We start from the raw sequence: 20,186 nt of genomic DNA on the forward strand, positions 1-20,186 counted from the left end.
CTTAGTTTTCCTCCGGTCCGATGTTGATCTGTTTTACCATGATACTGATCTCGGCAATGAGCAGCAGGGTAAAGAGGATCAGGAACATATAAAAGGTGGTTTGGACGGTACCACTGGTCAGGTTGGTGCGGGCAACAGTGACAGGCAGCAGATCCTGAATAGCCCAGGGTTGACGACCAACTTCAGCCAGAACCCAACCGGCCTGGGATGCAATCATGCCCAGGAAATAGGTGATGGTACCAAAACCAAGAAGCCACTTTTTCTCTTCCAGTTTTCCTTTCATACTGAAGTAGAGATAGCCAATGAAAATGATGGGGAAGAGGGTACCCAGGGCAACCATGATGTGGAAGGCGTTAAAGCTCAAGGCGACCGGGGGAACAGCTTCCTCGGGTTTGGTGAGATAACCATAGCCCAGGAACTCTTTGTTTTCGTTGAAGGCCGTCAGGTGGTTTGCAGCCGCTTCAGCGTCACCGTCTTTCTGGGACTGTTTGTAGGCATTCAGGCTGTCGATTGCGTTTTGTCCGCGTTCCATTTTCTGAGCAGCCCCCAGAATCCCCTGCTCACTGTTGCCATACACCAGATCTTTCATACCCGGAACAAAGGAACCAAAAGAACGGTTAGCCATAAGCGAGAGAACGGCAGGAATCTTGAGGTGAAATCCTACAAAGGGGTCCTGGGTATCAAAGACTTTTTTGTCTCTGTTGATGAGGCCAAAGGCAACCAGGCCAGCATTGGTTTCACCTTCGTAGAGCCCCTCGAAGGCAGCGAGTTTCATTGGCTGCACCTGGGCAATCTCATAGGCGGACTCATCACCGTTGAAGATGGTGAAGACAGAGGCTATCAGACCAATAATTGCCGCTACAGCGATGGAACGTTTGGCCATCATGATGTGGCGCTTGCGCAACAGATAATAGGACGAGATCGAGATGATGAACAGAGCTGCCATCAGCATGGACGAACTTGTGGCATGGACAAACTTATTCACCGCGTAGGGGGAAAATGCCACCTCAGCAAAATTCTGCATTTCGAAGCGGGCGGTATCCGGGTTGAAGGCCTGGCCAACAGGGTATTGCATCCAGGCGTTGGCCACCAGAATCCAGACGGCAGAGAGGTTGGAACCAACAGCAACCATCCAGGTGGAGAAGAGATGAAATCTTTTAGAGACACGGTTCCAGCCAAAAAACATGACGGCAAAGAAGGTCGCCTCGATAAAGAAGGCAAAGATACCTTCAATGGCGAGTGGTGCGCCAAAGATATCACCGACCATCCAGGAGTAGTTTGACCAGTTGGTGCCAAACTCAAACTCCATGATGATACCGGTGGCCACGCCGATGGCGAAGTTGACACCAAAAAGCTTCATCCAGAATTTTGTCAGCCGCTTCCACTCTTCACTGCCTGTTTTCACATAGATAGAGTGATAAAAGGCAATGATCCAGGTGATGCCCAGAGTCAGGGGCACAAAAAGCCAGTGGTACATCGCGGTGAGGGCAAACTGGGCTCGAGCCCAGTTGACCATGCCGAGGTCCAGGTTTTCGATCATAGTTTCTCTCCTTTAACGGGGGTTGTTACATTTCTTTGGACAGACCGAGTCAGATTGTTGATGACATGGTCGGCCCGTTGGGAATCAGTTGTAAACTCAGTTGCCAGAAAATTGGGGAAGAAAAAGAATTTCAAAACGGCAAACATGACAAAGAGTTTAAGGGCAATAATTTTCCAGAGCGTGCGCCCCACGGTCATCTGGCGAAATCCATCCCGGTAAAAATGGAAAACACGAAGAATCAGGCCAGGGGCTGCATGCGGGGATGTACTCATTGCAGGTCACCTCGAGCGGAAGTATTGGTTTCCAGTGGCTTGGATTCGAGCATGGACTTTGGATAGGGTAGGCAGGACGTATCTGTAATCAGTTGGTCAAAGGTGACTCGGCGCAGCGTGTCGCGCAACTGATCACGTGCATCCAGCCAGACGCGATGCACGGCGCAGTGGTAACTTCGCTTACACCCGGCAGGGCGGGCAATGCAGTCGTTTAGGTATATCTCGCCGATCATGGTTTCCACGACATCCAAAAGGGTGATGGCGGCAGGCAGTTTGCTCAGGAGAAAACCACCTTTTGCTCCCTGGCGGATTTCAATCAGTCCGGCTTTGGCAAGGTCCTGGGCAATCTTTGCCAGAAAATGGATGGGGATATCGGCCTGGGCGGCAATTTCCTGACGACTGGTCAGGACACCTCGACCACGGCGACTGAGATAAATAATGCAGCGTATGGCGTATTCGGCAGCTCGAGTTAAGCGCATAAATCAAAACCTGAATCCGTGACGGCTGGTGGTCACTGAACATCGTATCATTTTGATAAGAATAAGTTTTAAAAAAATATCTTGTTATTTAGTTTCACCCGCCGCCCTTTGGTGCATCTATCAGCTCGCCATCTTCATTGCTTGTAACACACCGATAAAGTTTACTTTAATCGGCATGTTATAAACTACAAATCTGACGTACCGATGAATGCTCACGGATTCAGGTAAAAGTAAAGGGATAAATAAGATTAATATGGTCCCATATATTTTAATTGAGAACGGCTGTCAATATTAAAAGTGGAAAATTCTCAGCAAAAAGTAGTTAAAAAATAAAAGGTTAAGAAAGAGCGTAAACCTGAATCCGTGACGGCGGATGAGCACTGAACAACGTATCCTTTTAAAGGGGCGAAGAATTTTAAACAAATTCATGTATTGTTCAGTTTCACCCGCCGCCTTTTGGGGCATCCACCAGCAACGCCACCTTCATTGTTCGTAACAAGCCGATAAAGTTTAGGGAATCTTGAATAATTGCTTTTTCTGCCAATCTCTGCGTTATGCGAAAAATTTTATCCTCGGAGGTAAGCGAAGACTCCGATATCATGTATATGCCTGCGGTAAAATTTTTTGCATGACTTGACCTTGATTGAAAAATCTAATTATTCAAGACACCCTTTAATTTAATCGGCATGCCACAAACAACGAAACTGACGCACTGATGAATGCTCACGGATTCAGGGTAAAAACAATGGACTTGGGTGAAGCCTTTCGCTGAAAGGCACGTTCAGGCGCTCTGGGAATGGCCTTGTTTTTGAAGAATACGGTCGCGTTGCATCCCCATTTCCAGCATTTCAAGCAGATACGTATCGCTGCGATCTAGGTAAAAAGAGAGCGCCGGAGCAAATTTTCGCCCAACGAGGCCATCGACAAAGACCTGGGATATTTCCCGGTCACGTTTAAGAATCAGCTGGGAGCGATAAAAAATAAGCCACTCCTCTGTGGACATGGACAGAGCGATGCGTTGCAGGGCCTTACGGGCGCGTGGTTTGTACATCCAGATGTACATTAGGTCCAGGGCGTTGATGATAAACACTTTTTTAAGATCCTGAGCCTCCTCGCTCATGGCTTTAATCAGGGATTTAGGGGACTGGAGAAGATCAAGGACGTCCTCTTCCGGGAAAAGCATGTCCAGACGGGCAAACACAGAGAAAAGTTGGGATATTTTGGCCTGGTAATCGGCCATGCGCATCCGAATGTTACTTTGCCTGTCTGCCAGCCCTTCAATGACCGCTGCCACGCAGTCCGAGGCCAGCTTGGAAATAATAGCCGCCCATTTTTGCAACCCGGCCTCAACACCGGGAACCATGGCCATATGTAGCGTTACACTCAATGCCTCATTGAAGACAAGGGCCAGGGGAATGGAGAGAATGGAGCGAAAGAAATTGCCAATAGCCGCGCTGCGGGGGAGTCCACGCAGAATATTATGGGTGGAAATGTATATGCCATTGGCCAGAGCCATCACCGAGTAGAGAAGAATGGGGCTGGTGGAGGTGGTGATGCCCAGTTGTTGCTGCAAAAGCAGGGTTTTGACCAGGTAATCAAGCAGGGGGACGGAAAAACCGGTGAAAAAGAGCGAGTCGGCGATCCGACTCCAGCTTACCAGGGAATTCCAGGGAAGCAGTGGGGAGCGTTTCAGCCCTCCGCCGCCAAGGATGGACTGAATAATGTTTCTTCCACCTGTGATACCAAACCAGATAAAGGCGCCGCAGTAGGCCAGCACCCACCAGTCTTTCGTCAGGACAAAGGTGAGAAAGGCCGGAATAAACCCTCCAAGCACCTTAAGCGTATTCTGCAGATGGGTGTTGAGGTAGCGAAAAGGCTTTTCAATGGTTTCCTGGTGCTGCTTTTTCTGTGGATGAATGTTGACTCTCGGAAGGCGACGAATTCCTCCCAGGGGGACAACATTGCCTTCTGTTCCGGGATGAATTTCAAAGCGATCCAGTGACCAGTCCTGCGAGTCGATCACATGGCGTTGGTTCCAGCCGGGGATTTTTGCAAGAAACCGTTGTTTCCAGGTTGCGGTAACCGGCTCACAAACACGTTGGTGCAGGTGTTTGAGCATCCGTGCAGTCACCGGAATCAGGCTACGATGACCCGCTTTGCGGTCTTTGAGGACCTGGGCGATGGCCCGCTCCGGCAGGGTGTCCAGACAGATCAGTCCCATACCGTACTGCAACTGGGACTGGCCGGTTGAGCCGGTCCCAATGCGAGAGCCCAGGTAGCGTTTATTGTAAAAATTATGGAAAGATTCCAGGTCAAAAAGAATATCCAACAGTGCCATCTTTCGTTGATTGGCGGCTTCTCGTTCGCTTGCGCATCGCTGTTGTTCCTCTGCGCTTCCCCCCTTCTGCTCGATCTGATCGCATTGTTTTTCTGCCAAAACTCGCGTTTGCTCAAAATCCCAGATAATGGTGCGAATGATTCTTTTGAGTGCGATCACGTTATCTTCGTTCAGCGCTTTTTGCAGGGCGTTGATGAGCTCATAGTTGCGATCGGGGCTTGTGATATCAACCGCTTCACCGGCAAAGCCGCTGCCCTTGGAGGAGGCAAGGGCGGTCATGCCATGGAAAGCGTCTTTTAAGTTAAAGGATTCAATATGGGTGATGCGGCCATGGCAAAGATAGAGCAGTTCCAGGGTATCCTGAATGGTGAGGTTGCTTAGGTTTAAAGTAAAGCGGGAGGTCGAGAGCATGGTCCCCAACTTGCTGAGCAAGGCTTGGGGGGAGAGCGTCAACAATGCAGGCATGCCCTCTTCCTGGGGAATGAAAGGGTTATGCAGTGAGGGGTTTTTGATGGGTTGAAGAAAACGTCCGATAAGTGCCTCCAGGCCAAGCGACTGCATCTTCTGGGCGCATGTTGCAAGAAGCTCCTGGCGAGTCTGGCTGTCCTGGGGGTGCTGCTCGTAAATCCGGGCGACTTTGGCATCAAGGAGTTGGTGGTAGTACTGTTGTATAAATTTCGCCAGATGAAGCAGTGAAGGCTGACCGCTTCCCACAAAGGTAGCAAAATCTTCCGGCTGGAAAGGTGCACTTTGTAGTTCCAGCTCCTGGTCGAGGACGTGTCGGTGCCGGTTATTCAAGGCCTCCAGAACATCTGTGACATACTCTTGCTGATAGTCTGAGACAGCCCGTCCCTCACGCATCAGCTCCGTCACACTCTCCTGCTCAAGAAACTGGAGGAGATTGTCTTTGTCAAAAAAACCTTCCAGTTCCCAGATAATGCGGACAAATTTTTCCCGAAAGCAGGCGGAAAGTTCGATGCCTATGCGCACATGGATATCTAAGATAGCCCCCGCCTCCAGGAGTTCTTCCACAACTTCGGGCTCGACGTGGTTGTAATAGACCACCGTTATTTGACGGATACCTTTGATCCAGGCATCCATCAGCAGATGGGTTGGTGATTTACGTCCCTTGGTATTGGCGTCATGCACATGATCATCAAAGGCAAACTGATTCCAGGCCTCAGGCATTTCCAGCAGGTGGTATTTGGCCAGCTGTTCCCGAACCAGGCGCGGTTTTCCGGTATAGGCCATGCGGAAATCATGGGCCAGCTTGAGTTGCTTGAGTTCATCGCCCTGGCTGCGCACCAGCTCCTTCATAATCTGCATCAGCACGCGGGCGGTGTTTTTGTGATAAAAGGTTGTGGCAGAGCTGAAAACTTCATCGCGCAGGCTGCGAAGCGCCATGATGCGGTCCCCGGCCTTACCGGCTTCCAGAGAGCCGAGCAAGCTGACAATGGCGTAGGCGATGCGCAGACCGGTGGGCGCTGCCATCTCTTTGATGCCATGGGGATGGAGCGCCGTGGCCATGAGCGAACTCAGAGACCGGGGACGGGCGTTTCTTTTGAGGACATCGTTGACGATATTGAGCAGCTTGTAATCGTTGCTGTCAAAAAAAAGTCGCGATGTTTTTTGGCTCATCCCTTAGCTCCACTTGGCAGGTTGAAAAAAAGAAATGCAGTCCTCTGGACAAAAAGTCCAGGAGATGGAGGCATGTATGGAAATGCAGTTAAATAACCTCCTGAATCCGTGACGGCGGATGGTCACTGAACAGTGTACCCTTTTAATAATACAGGGCATCTTGAATAATTGCTTTTTCTGCCAATCCCGCGGAGTCTGCGCTTACCTGGCCTTGATTGAAAAATCTCATTATTCAAGACACCCTACAAAGATTCTTATACAAATCCATGTATTGTTCAGTTTCACCCGCCGTCACGGATTCAGGAAACCTATTATACTCGCTCGATTAAAAAGGAAAAGGCGTAGCATTGCACCTGGCTCGGTCTTGGTGAGAATTTTTGCCTGCTGCAGCAGAATAAATTCTGGAAATCGTTGTTGTGCTTGCAGAATCTGTTGACGCCGGGATGGAACAGGGAGTACGTCAGTGACTGACTGTGGATAATTCCACAGGTTGTCTCAGGGATAATCCTGAATCTAAGAGCTTTCTCACTTGTATATTTACTCGATTTTACAATAAAATATTAATATAAATGTTGCGAATTCTCTGCCTGTCTCAGGGATGTTCGTGCTTGAACCGCCCATGGAGCAAAAACACATGCTAGTCTTGCCCCGCAAATGGTTGATCGTGTACTTCGTCCTTCTCGTTGTGGTCTTTTTTGGGGGAAGTTGGTTTCTGCAGCATGAAAAAGAGCAGATCCGTCATCAGGTGACTGATCAGCTCGAAAGCATTGCCCAACTGAAAATTCGCCAGATTCAACAGTGGCGATCCGAGCGTTTAGGCGATGCGCAAGTGACGGTTGCAGCCCCATTCGTTTCTGATATGATCGCGGAATGGTTGAGTAAACCTGCCGCGGAGATGACGACAGAGTTGCTCGGTTGGTTTCAATCCCTGCAGAAAAATTATCAGTACTCCGATATAATACTGCTCGATTCCACAGGGACTATTCGGCTGAGTTTAACTCAGCATCCATTGGTGAATGAAGAGATACAAAAACAGATCACGACAGCTGTCCGTCTGAAAAAGGTCCTCCTCTCCGATCTACATAAATTTTCGGTCCTCCCCCCCCACCAAGATGTTATCAGCCCGTTTTTTAAGCGGAGTCACGGTGCAGATGTCCATGTCGGCACGCTTCTTCTGAGAATTGATGCCTCAACCTTTCTCTATCCCATGCTCCAGAGCTGGCCGGTTGAGAGTAGGAGTGCCGAAACCCTTCTGGTGCAACGTATCGGCGAGGAGGTTGTCTTCCTCAGTGAACTCAGGCACCAACGAGAAAGTGGACTGACCCTGCGTTTGCCGCTCAACCAACCAGAGCTTCCAGCCGCCAGAGTGCTTCAAGGCCAGCGTGGGGTCGTCAGTGGCCTTGATTACCGCAGTGTTCCGGTGGTGGCTGTGGGATATCCTGTGCAAGGAACTAACTGGTTTATGATCTCCAAGGTCGATACCAAGGAGGTCTTGTCTGAGTGGCGGGTGCAAGCAATCTATATTGAGGTGCTCATTGTTGGTGTGGTCGTTGTGCTGACCACCGTTCTTGCCATGATGTGGATGCGTGCCCGTAAGGAGCAGTATAAGCTTGCCCTGAAAACAGAGGTTGAACAGCGTCGTATTGAGGCCCATATTTTACGCACGACCAACCTCTTGGAGCGGGCTGAAACCATGGCCAATATGGGGTGTTGGGAGTTTGATTTTTCGAGCAAAATGGTTTGGGCCTCACCCTCTGCCCGCCATATTTATGGGGTCAGTAATGAAACTTGGACCATTGATGAAATTCAAGGGATTCCTCTTCTTCAGTATCGGTCAACGCTGAATCGTGCCCTCAAGGAGCTGGTTCAGGACGGCATTCCCTATGATGTCGAATTTCAAATTCGTCGACCGGCAGACGGCGTTCTTCTCGATATTCGCTCTCAGGCAGAATATAACGCAGAGGCGAATAAAGTCTTCGGTATCATACAGGATATTACAGAGCGTAAACGAGCTGAGGCTGAGATTCGTGAGAGCGAATCGCGTTACCGCAGCCTGTTTCAAAATAATCACGCGGTGATGCTGCTGGTCAACCCCGAGAGTGGGGAGGTGGTGGACGCCAATCCCGCAGCGGTCAAATTTTATGGCTGGAGTCGGGAGCAATTGCTGCAGAAGAAAATCAGCGAAATAAACGCACTGGCGTCCGATGAAATTGCATCAGCCATGCAAGAGGCGCAGGAAACTGAACGCCATGTCTTCTCCTTTCGCCATTGTAAAGCTGATGGCTCAATCTGCGATGTAGAGGTCATTTCCGGCCCGATTCGTATTGGTGGTCAGGAGCGCCTCTATTCCATTGTGCAGGATGTCAGTTATCGGCGAAAAGCCCAGGAGCAGAAAGAGCGTCTACAGGAACAGCTGTTACAGGCCCAAAAACTTGAGTCCGTCGGACGTCTTGCCGGCGGTGTTGCCCATGACCTCAATAATCTGTTGAGCCCCATTCTTGGGTACAGTGAGGTTTTGCAGACAGAACTCGAGGCTGGAAGCACCCACTACGGATATATTGAGACGGTCCATCAGGCAGCGCTCAGGGCACGTGATCTGGTACGACAACTGCTCGCCTTTGGCCGCAAGCAGACCCTGTTCATGGAGAATGCGGACATCAATCAGACCGTCCAGGCCTTTGTTCCCTTACTGCGGCGAACAATCCGTGAGGATATTGCGATTGAACTTGAACTGTCTGCTCCGCTGCCGTCTGTTCGCATGGATGTGGGGCAAATTGAACAGGTTCTCATGAATCTGGTGGTCAATGCGCAGGATGCCATGCCCGATGGCGGCAGCATTCTGCTGGAAACCGAGACGGTTGAGCTGGACCAGGACTATGCGGACAGCCATGCCGATGTCCGTCCTGGTCCCCATGTCCAGCTCTCGGTGAGCGATACCGGTTGCGGAATGAGCCAGGAGGTTCGGGGCCAGATTTTTCAACCTTTCTTCACGACCAAGGAGGATAGTCAGGGAACCGGACTTGGCTTGGCCACGAGCTATGGCATTGTGAAGCAGCATGGCGGACATATTTGGGTTTACAGTGAACCCGGTGAGGGGACCACATTTAAAATTTATTTTCCGGTCGTGAAGCAGGGAGGAGAGGTACAGCCTCTTCCAAAGCTGGAAGCGGAGATAGAGCGCGATAACAGTGGGTGCATCATGGTGGTTGAAGATAATGAAATGGTGCGCGAATTGGCGGTGGATATACTCAGGCGCTCGGGATATACGGTCTATGAGGCTGCAAGTGGGCATGAGTGCCTTGAGCAGCTGCGAGAAAAGGCGGCTGACAGCGATCTCTTGCTGACCGATGTGGTTATGCCGATGATGAATGGCAAAGCGTTGTACACTGAAGCGAAAAAAATGATTCCCGGGCTGAAGGTGCTCTATATGTCGGGGTATACAGAAAACGTGATCGCCTCTCGCGGCGTGCTTGATGCCGGGATAGATTTTATTTCAAAGCCATTCCGCCCGACTGCCTTGGTAGAAAAAGTGCAGGAAATTTTTACGGGTCGTTGAGAGTCTCCTTGTTGTGCAGCAAGTGAGCGGTGTCCTTTCATAAGGGAGGGACTTCACAGACAACAGCCTCTCTTCGCCCCTGCATTCGATTGCAGGGGTATCCGTGCGAGATCCCCGCACTCAGGCTTGAAGAGTTGCACACAACGCTCAGTAGGCGGCAAGTGGTGCCACAAAGAGCAGGTGCAGATCGCGCTGGGGACGAAAATGAGTGCGCGTGAGTTCAAAGCGCGTTGGGCCTGTTTTTTTAATGCCGTTCAGGCAGAGGGAGAGGATGTTGTCTGGCGATCCCTTGTCTATGGTGAGATGAAAGGTGCCGATGGGGCCGTGCCAGGTATTTGCCGTGGTGAGAATATAGTCAAGGTAAATCGCCATTCCGTTCCCGAGAGATCCACTGTTTTGAGAACTATACAGCCGTTTGACGATCCCCCTGCGCGTGGGGGGATCAATGCAGTACTGCTCGATCTGCTTTTGCTGATAGGGAGCAAGATCGCTCTCCTTTGCCGGCCAGACAAAGATGCCTCCAGGTGGCGCCGGATTATAGCTGTGCTCTATCTGCATGTCTTTTCCCGGTGGGAACCATTGTGTCCAGTGATAGTTGAGCACGATGGACCAGAGTGCAAGAGGCGGATTTCCCGAGTACATTTCCACCAGCCCGAGGCGCTGCAAACGTTGCTTTTGCGGGAGAGAGAGCTTTGCAAGGATGGGCGTAATTTCTTGCGGGTCGGGTGAGAGTGGTATGCCAAGTTCGTTGAGTACAGCGGTGACGTCTTCTCCTGGGGTATCATATCGGTCCCCGCCTTTTTGCCGTTTATCGTAGGGGGGCTCGAGAATAGCCCTGCGTTCAGTGCGAACAGGGATGGGCATCCCATTCACCCGGACGGTGAAGTCCACAGGGTTTGAAGAGTGGAGGCTGCTTTGGTTCAGAGAAAATCCTGAAGAATAGAGCTCATTGAGTGAGATCGGGGGGAGAGGGAAAATCACCTCCCCCTTGAGGCCTGAGGTGGCGTCATTATGAAAAAGATAGCGGACCACCACTTTGTCGGCACTGAGAAAGAGGTCCTCGCGAACCATGCGCACTGCATCTGTGTGACCAAACTGAAGGCCGGTGGCTGTCAGCCCACCGAAGCCATCATTGGCGAAACAGGACACCGGCAGTAGGCACAGCCAAAAAATAAGGGGAAGTATCTGTCGTCTTGTCATGGTTTTCCTGAGTTCTGAGTACAGCGCGGTATTACAATTTAAAAAGATTGACGATGCCTTGGAGCTGATCGACTAAGCTCAAAAGTTCTTCTGCTTGCTGGTTGACGTGGGCGCTGTTTTCCCGTAAGTGACTGGAAATCTGACTCACTTCTTTTATTTCCTGGGAAATTTCCATGGCCACTGTTGAACTCTGGCCGACATTGGTGTTGACCTCGGCAATGCCCTGAGCCGCCTGGTGCACATTTGCGGTGATGTCGCTTGTCGATGTGGATTGTTCCTCAACCGCTGTCGCTATGGTTGTGACAATCTCGTTGACATCATTAATGATAACACTGATTTCCTGTATTTCCGTGACGGTCATGCCGGTCGATGATTGAATTGCGCTGATCCGCTCCCTGATTTCCAGCGTCGCCTCGGCGGTTTGCTTGGCCAATTCTTTGATTTCATTGGCAACGACGGCAAATCCTTTGCCCGCTTCACCGGCCCGAGCCGCTTCAATGGTCGCGTTCAGGGCGAGCAGATTGGTTTGTTCGGAAATTTCCGTGATGGTTTCGGTGACCTTGCTGATTTCCTGGGCCGCACCTCCCAGTTGATTGATGCGACTTGAGGCGCTGTCGGTCTTTGTCACCGCTTTGTGTGCTATCTGCCGCGCCTTGGAGGTATTGTCGGCTATCTCATTGACTTTGGAATTGATTTCCTCTGTTGCTGTGGCAACGATCGTTACATTGGTGGCCGCTTCTTCTGATGCTGCTGCAACCGTATGCATGTTGGTGCTCATTTGTTCTGCAGCGGAGGCAACTGTGCTCGATCTGTTTGAAACATCGTCTGAACTGATGGACATCTGTTCGGAGACCGAGGTGAAATCATCGGCTGAATGACGCAATGAGGAGAGACTCGTCGTTATTTCGCTGACCAGATTGTGTAACTTTTTTACAAAGGTGTTGAAGCAGTTGGCTAATTCTTCGATTTCGTCGCCTGAGTTGACATCAAGCCGGGTTGTCAGGTTGCCTGTTCCTTCCGCGATATCACGGAGGCCCATGACGGCTTTATTGATAGGGGTGACGATTGTCTGCGAAGCAAAGAGAATGACGATCGCTACGAGCAACAGGGACGCAGCCAAAAGGAGGAACGATTGATGCCGCATGGAGGCCGCAGCCTCAAGAAATTCATCGGCTGATTTACTGTAGGCAACGGACCAGCCCCGGAGCGAAACGGGAGCAAAACCGGCGATCTTATCCATTCCTGAATAGTAATAGTCAAGCACCCCGGATTTCCCGGCCAGCATGGCCTGGGTGATCTGATCCATCCCTTTGAGCGTTTTGATATCGAGCTTGAGTTCCAGCTCCTTGTTCGGGTGGGCAATGATGATGCCCTGGGAATTCACCATAAATGCGTAACCGGTGTTTCCCGATTTTTCTCGAGTGACGATTGAAGTAATCCCTTCCGCACGAATAGTCACCCCAAGAATTCCTAGAAAATCACCATTGTCAGCGAGAATGGGCCCTGCCGCGACAACAACGCTTGTGCCATCGACCTTGGAGCGAATCGGATCACTGAGGACAACCGTTTTCTCCTGTTTGATTTGTTTGAAGTAACCGCGGTCATTGATGTTGATTTTGCCGAATGAGGTTTTGTCGCCAAACATGGCGGCCACAATATCCCCTTGGGCATTGGCAATATAAAGGTCAGGGTAGGTGCGCTTGAAGGCGGTGGAGACTTTTTCGACCTTGTTCTGGAGGATGGCGATATCCTTGTCGTGGGTCACACTGTCCACCTGATTGAGATTCTGCATCAGGTCAACGAGCTGTGTGTCGTTTGTGAGGATGGCCACAGCGTGTTTTGCACCGTTGAGGATCAGTGTGACCTCCTCTGCCAGCTTGATGGCCATGGAGCGGGCGTACTCTTTTGAGTTTTCGGTCAGTACCCTCGTGGCTTTATTATTGCTGATGAACATCGTTAAGACCATAGGGACCAGGATAATGAGAAAACCACCGATCAATAATTTTATTCTTATTGATTTAATTCGCATTGCAGCATCCTCTTCTGTTGTGCGGTGCTTGAGCGGATATGTGCCTCGTTGGCCTGACATTGGTAAACTAAAAAAATCATATATGCGGGCGCTATGATTTGTCAAACGCTGGTAGTGCACAATCTATTTTCGTTATAGGAGATATCGAAGCGTGCGGTGATCCGCCACAGAGTGGTTTATGGCCAGCGACACAGAGGCACGGAGAAAGAGAGAGGATTGGCGGCTGCAGTGATGCAGGGGAGGCTTGCCTGATTTTCGATGGGAGAAAGGGGCTTACCATGAGCCCCTGATTGAGAAGGTGGATGGAGCGGAAGGGGGGTTACTCTCTACGTTCCCGCCGTAGAGCTGCCGGAAGCAAGCTGAGAAGAAACCAACCACAGGCTATGAGAATAATAGTGGCCCCGGTGGCGGTTCGTGCCCATGGCTGGGCAGAGAGCAGTAATCCGCTTAGCGAAGAACTCAGGCTGATACCCAGGGCCCACCAGAACATGGAACCTGCAGAGCCAGCCAGGTTACGTGCGGCTGCAGCTGGTACAATGAGCATGGCTGTGACGAGCAGCACGCCCATGGCCTGGACCGCAAACATGACAATCAGTGAGAGAAGGGCGGTGAAAATATACTGATGCAAGGCGACTCGAATGCGGTGTGCCTTGGCCAGGGTCGGGTTGAGGCCAATGTAAAGGAGGTGATTATAACTCTTGATCTGAAATCCAATCAGGACAATGAAGAGGAGGATAAGAAAAATAATCTGGCCATCGGAGATGGTGAGAATGTCACCATATAAAAAGCGTTGCAGATCTCGGGCAAGCGATCGGTCCCGGCTGACAATCGCCAGGCCAAAGGCCACCATGGCCGAGAAAAAGACTCCAATGACCGTATCGTTGGATAATCCTGAACTCCGCTGCATGATCATGATCCCCAAACCGACCAGCAAGCCAAAGGCGGGCATGGACCAGTTGGGATCAACCGCGAAAAGTAGGCCAAGAGCGACACCGGCAAAGGCGGAATGACTGATGGCATCGGCAAAAAAGGCCATGCGAAAGTTGACCACCATGATGCCCATCACTGCCGCCATAGGCGATAGCAGCAACAGACCAATAAAGGCCTGCTGCATGAATCTGGCCTGCAAACAGTCAAAGGGCAGCCATTGACCAACCAGGGCGTACAGTGGGGAGAGATCAATCATTGCATTTCCCCTGGCAGCAGGGGGCAGAACAGACAACCCGATTTTCTGGCATGGAGCGGGAGCGGACCAGGCCCATATGCATGCCGAAAATGGCAGTCAGGTTTTCTGGAGTCAGGGTTAATTGCGGTGGCCCCTCGGCGGCAACCTTCCGGTTGAGACAGATGACGTGGGTGGCGTGATGGGTTACCGTTGCCAGGTCATGACTCACCATCAGTTGCGTAAAACCTTTGCTGACACGCAGTTTATCCAGGAGTTCGCAGAAGATCAGTTCGCCACGAAAATCAACCCCCGCGGATGGCTCATCCAAGACAAGCAGGTCAGGATCCTGTCTCAGGGCCAGGGCCAGAAGTACCCTCTGGAGTTCACCACCGGAAAGGGCGCCGATCTTACGTGTCGCCAGATGCTCCGCTTTAACCTGGGCTAAAATCCTTCGGGAGTTGTCCTGAATTTTTGGGATAATCCCAAACCAGAGGGGCTTTTTTTGAAAGCCCATGGCAAGAAATTCGCTAACCGTAAGCGGCATACCTCGGTCAAAGGAGAGGCGCTGGGGAACGTAGCCTATACGGAGTGGTTGCTTTCCATTGCCAAGCACAATAGCCCCCTGATAGCCAATTTCACCTAAAAGAGCCATAAGCAGGGTGGTCTTTCCCGCGCCGTTGGGGCCGATGATGGCGGTGCAGCTGCCTTTGGGGGCGTTGGCGCTGACCGAATCAAGGATGGAAATACCACCACGTTCAACGGTCACCTCCTTAAAACGGATCGCCGTCTCAACCTCATCGGCTGCAGGTTGATAGAGTGGAAGCGGATTAACGGCTGCCAAGGGTGTCCACCAGGGTTTTGAGGTTGGCCTGCATAATCTGCTGGTAGTAGTCAATCGGTGCCAGCTCCGGGCCGGTGGCCGCGGGATCAAGACGTGCGGATTTGATTCCCGCTTCCCGGGCGAGTGTTCTTCCGATAGCCTCAGGATACTGAGGTTCCGTAAAAATGGCTCCGGCCTTGGAGCTTTTGATGATGGAAACAATAGACAGCATTTCGGAAGCCGATGGATTCTGCCCGGCATGGGCCTGTACCACCGCGACCACCTCAAGGCCCATGTCTCGGGCCAGATAATCAAAAACGCCATGTTGGGTCACAATACGGTTGTTGCGTAGCGTACTGCCTGTTTGTTTCATCTTGTGAGCCAGGGTACGCATTTTTTTGCTGTATGCTGTCCCGTTTGTCCGGATTTGCTCGGCCTTTTCCGGGTATTTGATCGCCAGGTCCTGGGCAATGTTTTCAGCGATCAGTGCTGCCATGGCCGGGCTGGCAAAGAGGTGGGGATTGGGGCTGCCATGATGGTGGTGCCCCGTCTCGTGCTGGACTTCGTGGGCATCATGGACCTCGTCGTGCTCCACCTCACGCATGGGCAGCGGGGTGATGCCCTTGGAACTGTCTATAATCTGGAGCCCGGCATTGGCTTTTTTGAGCGGTGCTCCAAGAAATTCCTCCATGCCCAAACCATTGATCACCAGCAGATCGGCTTTGGCCAGCTTGTGCATGTCTTGCGGTGTGAGCGCATAGTCATGGGGGCAACCGAGCCCGGCAGGAATCATTAGATCAAGTTCGACCCCGTCAACGCCTAAGGTGACATTGCGGGTGATCTGGTAGATGGGAAAGGTACTTGCCAAAACGTGTATTGTTTTGGCTGCCAGTGCGGAGACCGGGCTGACCAGGATGGTGAAAAAAAGGGCGAAAAGTAATGAAAAAAATATGTGGCGCATGAGAAACTCCCTTTCGGTTTGCTCTTGCTTGATGAAGTTGTGGGGAGGAAGAGGAGTAAAAAAGATGTCCGGGACTGACGTTATTTTTCTACCCAGATTTCCTGCTGGACGCAGGCCGCATCCTCCGGACGCATAATGCGGTAGGATAAGACCCCCTCCTCAAAGGTGCCGTAGGTGGCATGTCGCGGAACTTTCAGCGTGCCTGCATCATCGAGTTCCACCATGACGACAATGTCGCCGCCGTTTCCCAAAGTCAGTTCACAGGGTATTTTGCGCATAGGAGGTGTCCGTGTTGTTTGGGTTGCTGTGCACCTTTCCCAGAGGTTTGTTGATCTGCGTCTGGCGTTTTTGAGGCTGCTTTTTCGCCTCTGGCAGCTGGGTCGTCAATTTTAAAGGAAAGGGTGGGCTATTCAGTGCTTTGAGGATACTGTCATCGCGATTATAAAGATCCGCTTTAAACATGACCTTACCGTCACTGACATTGGAGGTGAGATACATCAGATAAATCGGCAGGGGCTGTTTAAGAATAATGGTCGTGGTTTTGCCTGAGGCTAAAATCCTATCCATTTTTTCTGGTGTTACAGGATTGCCCGGATCGTTGGCAAGGATCTGGTGGCCAAGATCAAGGGGGTTTTGTACGCGGATACAGCCATGACTGAAGGCGCGGCGGGTTCTGCCAAAGAGACTTTTAGACGGCGTATCATGTAGGTACACATGATACGGGTTGGGGAACATAAATTTTATTCGCCCCAGCGCGTTGTAAAAGCCTGGGGTCTGCCGAATAAGGTAGGGAAGATATTTTCCCTTATATCCTTCCCAGTCAATAGTTTCCGGATCAATTTCATTGCCTTCGTAATCCAGAACGCGCAAGTGATCTTTTGCAAGGAATTCCGGATCATTGACGATACTACGGATAGTTTCGTTTTTAATAATATCCGGTGGAATGGTCCAGGTCGGGTTGAGTACCAGGTAGGTAATGGCCGAGCGAAAAATGGGTGTCTGGTGGTAGGGTTTGCCCACCATGACCTTGCTGGTCCATATCTGTTGATTGTTGTGGTAGTACTGGAGCATAAAGCCGGCGATATCAACAATCAGGCTGGAACTGGGGAGATCATGGATGATCCACCGGGTTCGTTCCAGATTCACCCGAATTTGCTTAATGCGTTGTTCTACGGTGATATTCATCGCCGCCAGGGTTCTGGGGCCTATGACACCATCAATGCCCAGGTGGTGGCGCTTTTGAAATGACTTCACCGCTGCCACCAGCGAGTCGTCGTAGAGCACGTTTTCACTGTCGGGTATCTCGAGATAATCACCGCTCGTAACGAGCCGTTCCTGGATAAGCGGAACCCGGCTATCCTGCATCCCCGGCCGGAGGGAAGGGCCACCGGGGATCTGTGGCCAGCCGCCTCTGCCAGCGATTCCTTTATACGTGCTGAGCGCCTCCTTCAGAGCCACGTAGGCCTGGTGATGCGGGGAGAGTTGGTCAAGAAAGGAGCGCACCGTCCCGGTTTGCAGCGCTTTGAGGCTCCCCTCAACAGGTGATATGCGGGGGGCGGTGGATTCCAGGTTGTGTTTTTCGTCGACCTGGCTGGGGTCGACTTTTCCGTAGCGCTTGTGCTGGCCTAGAAGAATAAAGGCATCTGAGAGGAGCAGGTCGTTTTGGACTCGCTGAGCTGTCGAGCTCATTTCCTGCGGGTCGAAATAGTTTCTGCTGATCGTCTTCAGATGATAGTCATCGGGGATAAAGCCCTCCTCTCTGGCATTGATAATGGCAGCGAGGAGCTGGGTGATATTATCCTGATTGGTCCAAAGGGGGGCGAAGTTGTTTTTTCTATACAGATCGAGCAGGTACGCCGTAGAGTAGAGCGTCATCTCTTCGTTGCTCTTTTGTCCCCCATAGTACAACTGTTCCAGACGTTGTTGAATCAGCTGCTGTTCAGGCAAAACGTTGACAGGTAACTCCTCCGCAGGAGAAACCGGTTCGCTTTCCTCCGCCATCAAGGGCGCAGCTAAGGGAAGAGAGATGACAGCAAGCAACAGCACTGCCAGTATAGAGTGAGTACAGCGTCCGGCGGGACTTGACGACAGCATGGGAAATATTCCTGAATCTAGACTGATGGGTTCCTGAGTGGTTGTTTCCTTTTGGTTCACAACAGGTGGTAAACCTCGGAACAAAATATGCCGCTTTCGGGATGACCCTGAAAAAAAGACGGGATTGTTATTGTTGATCCAGAATCGTTACCGTGGGTGACCGGGCCAAACTCTGGTTCTCTGTTTGATTGGCAAGAAAATCGCACCGACCTGTTTTACCTGCTTGTCTGTCAGAACCATGTGAAGACAACAAATTTCTCTGATTCCCCATAAAAAGAAGAATGAAACTCAAACATTGAATTCATTTTTAAGGAACTACGACGATAAAGACAAGAAGATATACAAATTTTTGAATAAAAAAATTTTCCTGCTCTTCTTTCGCTCAAAAAATCGCGCCATCCTCTTCTGCAAGAGCATACAAAAATTTTCCTGAATCCGGGAGCATTCATCGGGGCGCCAGTTTCGTTTCTCGGTGGGCACCCGCCATCACTGATTCAGGAGATTTTTTTTATCTCGGCTCAATTCTTTCTTGGGACTTCTTTAGTTTTTGCCTTATGCTCTGAACAGGAATTTTGTAACCGATCACGGAAAAACCTGAAGAGTTCCGGTTACCATCGAAAATTGTTTTGAAGAGGAGTGAATGATGGTGCTTACTGAGGTATCACCAGTATTACTTTGGTTTCTTTCCGGTTTGGTCTTTTTGGGGCTAGAGCTGCTTCTTCCGGGGTTAATCGTTTTTTTCTTTGGCATTGGTGCCTGGTGTGCCGCACTTGTGCTCTATTTTATGCCCATGAGCCTGGCGTCGCAGTTGCTCATCTTTCTTGGGGCCAGTTTGCTCTGTCTTATTCTGCTTCGTTCTACCTTAAAAAAAGTATTCCTCGGCCGTACTCTGGAGCGTGATGCTATGGATACTCCTTTGCCGCCGGATGGAACCGCTGAGGTCATTGAGGATATTCTGCCTCCTGCGTTGGGAAAAGTAAAATACCGAGGTTCCTTCTGGCAGGCAAGTGCTCTAACTCCCCTTCCTAAGGGGACGGTCGTTCGTGTTCTTGAGAAACAAAATCTGACCATTATGGTCGGGCCAATAGATACACAAGGAGAAGGATGATGGATAGTTTTTTAGTTGGAGTTTTAGCGCTTGTGGGCTTTGTGATTATCATATTGCTGAAGACGGCGGTGGTGGTTTCCCAACAGTATGAATATGTGATTGAGCGATTGGGCAAATATAGAACAACCCTTGAAGCGGGGTTCCATCTCCTGGTGCCCTTCTTGGACAAGGTAGCCTATAAGCGAAGTCTCAAAGAGGAGTCCATCGATATACCTGCCCAAACCTGTATAACAGCAGATAATGTCACCATGGAAATTGATGGCTGTCTCTATATGCAGGTCATTAACTCCCGTCTTTCTGCCTATGGTATTGAAAATTATCACTATGCGGTAACACAGCTGGCACAGACGAGCTTGCGTTCAGCCATAGGAAAAATCAACCTGGATAATACCTTTGAGGCTCGTGAGACCTTGAATCAGCAGGTTGTGGACGCCCTTGATGAAGCCTCTCAAAACTGGGGTGTTAAGGTGCTGCGCTATGAAATTAAGGATATTCAGCCACCACGGAGTGTTCTGGATGCCATGGAAAAACAGATGCGAGCCGAGAGGGAAAAGCGGGCCGAAATTGCCAAGTCAGAAGGTGAACGCCAGTCAATGATCAACCGGGCTGAAGGTGCCCGGGCCGAGGCTATTGCCCGCTCAGAAGGTGAAAAAATGCGGCGCATTAATGAAGCCGAAGGCCAGGCCCAGGAGATATTGAAAGTTGCAGAAGCCACTGGTGAGGGAATTCGCCGTGTGGCTGAATCCTTAAGTGCCACCGGCGGGCAGGATGCCGCCAATCTGGATGTGGCTAAAAAGTATATCGAACAGTTTGGTAAACTGGCTAAAGAGGGCAACACCATGATTCTTCCGGCCAACCTGACGGATGTTTCGTCGGTTGTTGCCACAGCCCTGACCACCTTGGAACGAACCAAAACGGTGCAAAAACACACACAAGCTGCCTGAGAGGGAGCAACTCCCCATTCTTTTTAACCCGCTGGCTCTTCT

14 protein-coding genes are annotated in these 20,186 nt (G+C 50.8%); 3 read left to right on the top strand and 11 right to left on the bottom strand.

The window, feature by feature from the left end; all coding sequences use genetic code 11:
* Nucleotide 1: 1 nt before the first annotated feature.
* The 4 genes from JWJ90_RS05325 to JWJ90_RS05340 all read right to left on the bottom strand — a co-directional run bounded on the left by JWJ90_RS05325 (nt 2) and on the right by JWJ90_RS05340 (nt 6,267).
* Complete coding sequence (locus tag JWJ90_RS05325) at nt 2–1,540, bottom strand: cytochrome ubiquinol oxidase subunit I (protein ID WP_205226166.1); 1,539 nt, start codon at nt 1,538–1,540, stop codon at nt 2–4.
* Complete coding sequence (locus tag JWJ90_RS05330) at nt 1,537–1,812, bottom strand: DUF4492 domain-containing protein (protein ID WP_205226167.1); 276 nt, start codon at nt 1,810–1,812, stop codon at nt 1,537–1,539. Before JWJ90_RS05330 ends, JWJ90_RS05325 begins: the two co-directional genes overlap by 4 nt.
* Nucleotides 1,809–2,291 carry an RrF2 family transcriptional regulator gene (locus tag JWJ90_RS05335; RefSeq protein WP_205226168.1) on the bottom strand — a complete coding sequence of 161 codons (483 nt, stop codon included), beginning with the start codon at nt 2,289–2,291 and terminating at the stop codon, nt 1,809–1,811. Before JWJ90_RS05335 ends, JWJ90_RS05330 begins: the two co-directional genes overlap by 4 nt.
* A 781-nt stretch (nt 2,292–3,072) precedes the next feature.
* Nucleotides 3,073–6,267: a hypothetical protein gene (locus JWJ90_RS05340; protein ID WP_205226169.1), complete on the bottom strand. Its 3,195-nt coding sequence runs from the start codon at nt 6,265–6,267 to the stop codon at nt 3,073–3,075.
* A gap of 634 nt (nt 6,268–6,901) precedes the next feature.
* Here JWJ90_RS05340 and JWJ90_RS05345 point away from each other — a divergent pair.
* Complete coding sequence (locus JWJ90_RS05345; RefSeq protein ID WP_205226170.1) at nt 6,902–9,823, top strand: ATP-binding protein; 2,922 nt, start codon at nt 6,902–6,904, stop codon at nt 9,821–9,823.
* 147 nt (nt 9,824–9,970) lie between these two features.
* On the opposite strand, the gene JWJ90_RS05350 is transcribed toward JWJ90_RS05345, so the two are convergent.
* The 7 genes from JWJ90_RS05350 to JWJ90_RS05380 form a co-directional block, all read right to left on the bottom strand.
* Nucleotides 9,971–11,023 (bottom strand): DUF4424 family protein, encoded by a 1,053-nt coding sequence (locus JWJ90_RS05350; protein ID WP_205226171.1) that lies wholly within the window; start codon nt 11,021–11,023, stop codon nt 9,971–9,973.
* 31 nt (nt 11,024–11,054) lie between these two features.
* Nucleotides 11,055–13,052 carry a methyl-accepting chemotaxis protein gene (locus JWJ90_RS05355; protein ID WP_205226172.1) on the bottom strand — a complete coding sequence of 666 codons (1,998 nt, stop codon included), beginning with the start codon at nt 13,050–13,052 and terminating at the stop codon, nt 11,055–11,057.
* A 319-nt stretch (nt 13,053–13,371) separates the two neighbouring features.
* Entirely contained in the window at nt 13,372–14,238 is an 867-nt protein-coding gene (locus JWJ90_RS05360; RefSeq protein ID WP_205226173.1) for a metal ABC transporter permease, read from the bottom strand.
* Nucleotides 14,231–15,058, bottom strand: coding sequence for a metal ABC transporter ATP-binding protein (locus JWJ90_RS05365; RefSeq protein WP_205226174.1), 828 nt, complete (start codon nt 15,056–15,058; stop codon nt 14,231–14,233). The genes JWJ90_RS05360 and JWJ90_RS05365 overlap by 8 nt, the downstream gene beginning before the upstream one ends.
* Nucleotides 15,045–15,998 carry a metal ABC transporter substrate-binding protein gene (locus tag JWJ90_RS05370; RefSeq protein ID WP_205226175.1) on the bottom strand — a complete coding sequence of 318 codons (954 nt, stop codon included), beginning with the start codon at nt 15,996–15,998 and terminating at the stop codon, nt 15,045–15,047. The genes JWJ90_RS05365 and JWJ90_RS05370 overlap by 14 nt, the downstream gene beginning before the upstream one ends.
* An 80-nt stretch (nt 15,999–16,078) precedes the next feature.
* On the bottom strand, nt 16,079–16,276 hold the full coding sequence (locus JWJ90_RS05375) for a hypothetical protein (RefSeq protein ID WP_205226176.1): 198 nt from the start codon (nt 16,274–16,276) through the stop codon (nt 16,079–16,081).
* Nucleotides 16,257–18,092 (bottom strand): L,D-transpeptidase family protein, encoded by a 1,836-nt coding sequence (locus tag JWJ90_RS05380; RefSeq protein ID WP_205226177.1) that lies wholly within the window; start codon nt 18,090–18,092, stop codon nt 16,257–16,259. Before JWJ90_RS05380 ends, JWJ90_RS05375 begins: the two co-directional genes overlap by 20 nt.
* Before the next feature lie 640 nt (nt 18,093–18,732).
* On the opposite strand from JWJ90_RS05380, the gene JWJ90_RS05385 reads away from it, so the two are divergent.
* Nucleotides 18,733–19,200, top strand: coding sequence for an NfeD family protein (locus JWJ90_RS05385; RefSeq protein ID WP_240194762.1), 468 nt, complete (start codon nt 18,733–18,735; stop codon nt 19,198–19,200).
* Entirely contained in the window at nt 19,200–20,144 is a 945-nt protein-coding gene (locus JWJ90_RS05390; RefSeq protein ID WP_205226178.1) for an SPFH domain-containing protein, read from the top strand. The genes JWJ90_RS05385 and JWJ90_RS05390 overlap by 1 nt, the downstream gene beginning before the upstream one ends.
* Nucleotides 20,145–20,186: the final 42 nt, after the last annotated feature.

The sequence above is a fragment of the Desulfobulbus rhabdoformis genome (assembly GCF_016919065.1).
Classification (GTDB): Bacteria; Desulfobacterota; Desulfobulbia; order Desulfobulbales; family Desulfobulbaceae; genus Desulfobulbus; species Desulfobulbus rhabdoformis.

What these genes read in the sequence shown, in the direction of transcription:
- JWJ90_RS05325 (WP_205226166.1), bottom strand. Translation starts at nt 1,540, where the DNA reads ATGATCGAAAACCTGGACCTCGGCATGGTCAACTGGGCTCGAGCCCAG.
- JWJ90_RS05330 (WP_205226167.1), bottom strand. Translation starts at nt 1,812, where the DNA reads ATGAGTACATCCCCGCATGCAGCCCCTGGCCTGATTCTTCGTGTTTTC.
- JWJ90_RS05335 (WP_205226168.1), bottom strand. Translation starts at nt 2,291, where the DNA reads ATGCGCTTAACTCGAGCTGCCGAATACGCCATACGCTGCATTATTTAT.
- JWJ90_RS05340 (WP_205226169.1), bottom strand. Translation starts at nt 6,267, where the DNA reads ATGAGCCAAAAAACATCGCGACTTTTTTTTGACAGCAACGATTACAAG.
- JWJ90_RS05345 (WP_205226170.1), top strand. Translation starts at nt 6,902, where the DNA reads ATGCTAGTCTTGCCCCGCAAATGGTTGATCGTGTACTTCGTCCTTCTC.
- JWJ90_RS05350 (WP_205226171.1), bottom strand. Translation starts at nt 11,023, where the DNA reads ATGACAAGACGACAGATACTTCCCCTTATTTTTTGGCTGTGCCTACTG.
- JWJ90_RS05355 (WP_205226172.1), bottom strand. Translation starts at nt 13,052, where the DNA reads ATGCGAATTAAATCAATAAGAATAAAATTATTGATCGGTGGTTTTCTC.
- JWJ90_RS05360 (WP_205226173.1), bottom strand. Translation starts at nt 14,238, where the DNA reads ATGATTGATCTCTCCCCACTGTACGCCCTGGTTGGTCAATGGCTGCCC.
- JWJ90_RS05370 (WP_205226175.1), bottom strand. Translation starts at nt 15,998, where the DNA reads ATGCGCCACATATTTTTTTCATTACTTTTCGCCCTTTTTTTCACCATC.
- JWJ90_RS05375 (WP_205226176.1), bottom strand. Translation starts at nt 16,276, where the DNA reads ATGCGCAAAATACCCTGTGAACTGACTTTGGGAAACGGCGGCGACATT.
- JWJ90_RS05380 (WP_205226177.1), bottom strand. Translation starts at nt 18,092, where the DNA reads ATGCTGTCGTCAAGTCCCGCCGGACGCTGTACTCACTCTATACTGGCA.
- JWJ90_RS05385 (WP_240194762.1), top strand. Translation starts at nt 18,733, where the DNA reads ATGATGGTGCTTACTGAGGTATCACCAGTATTACTTTGGTTTCTTTCC.
- JWJ90_RS05390 (WP_205226178.1), top strand. Translation starts at nt 19,200, where the DNA reads ATGGATAGTTTTTTAGTTGGAGTTTTAGCGCTTGTGGGCTTTGTGATT.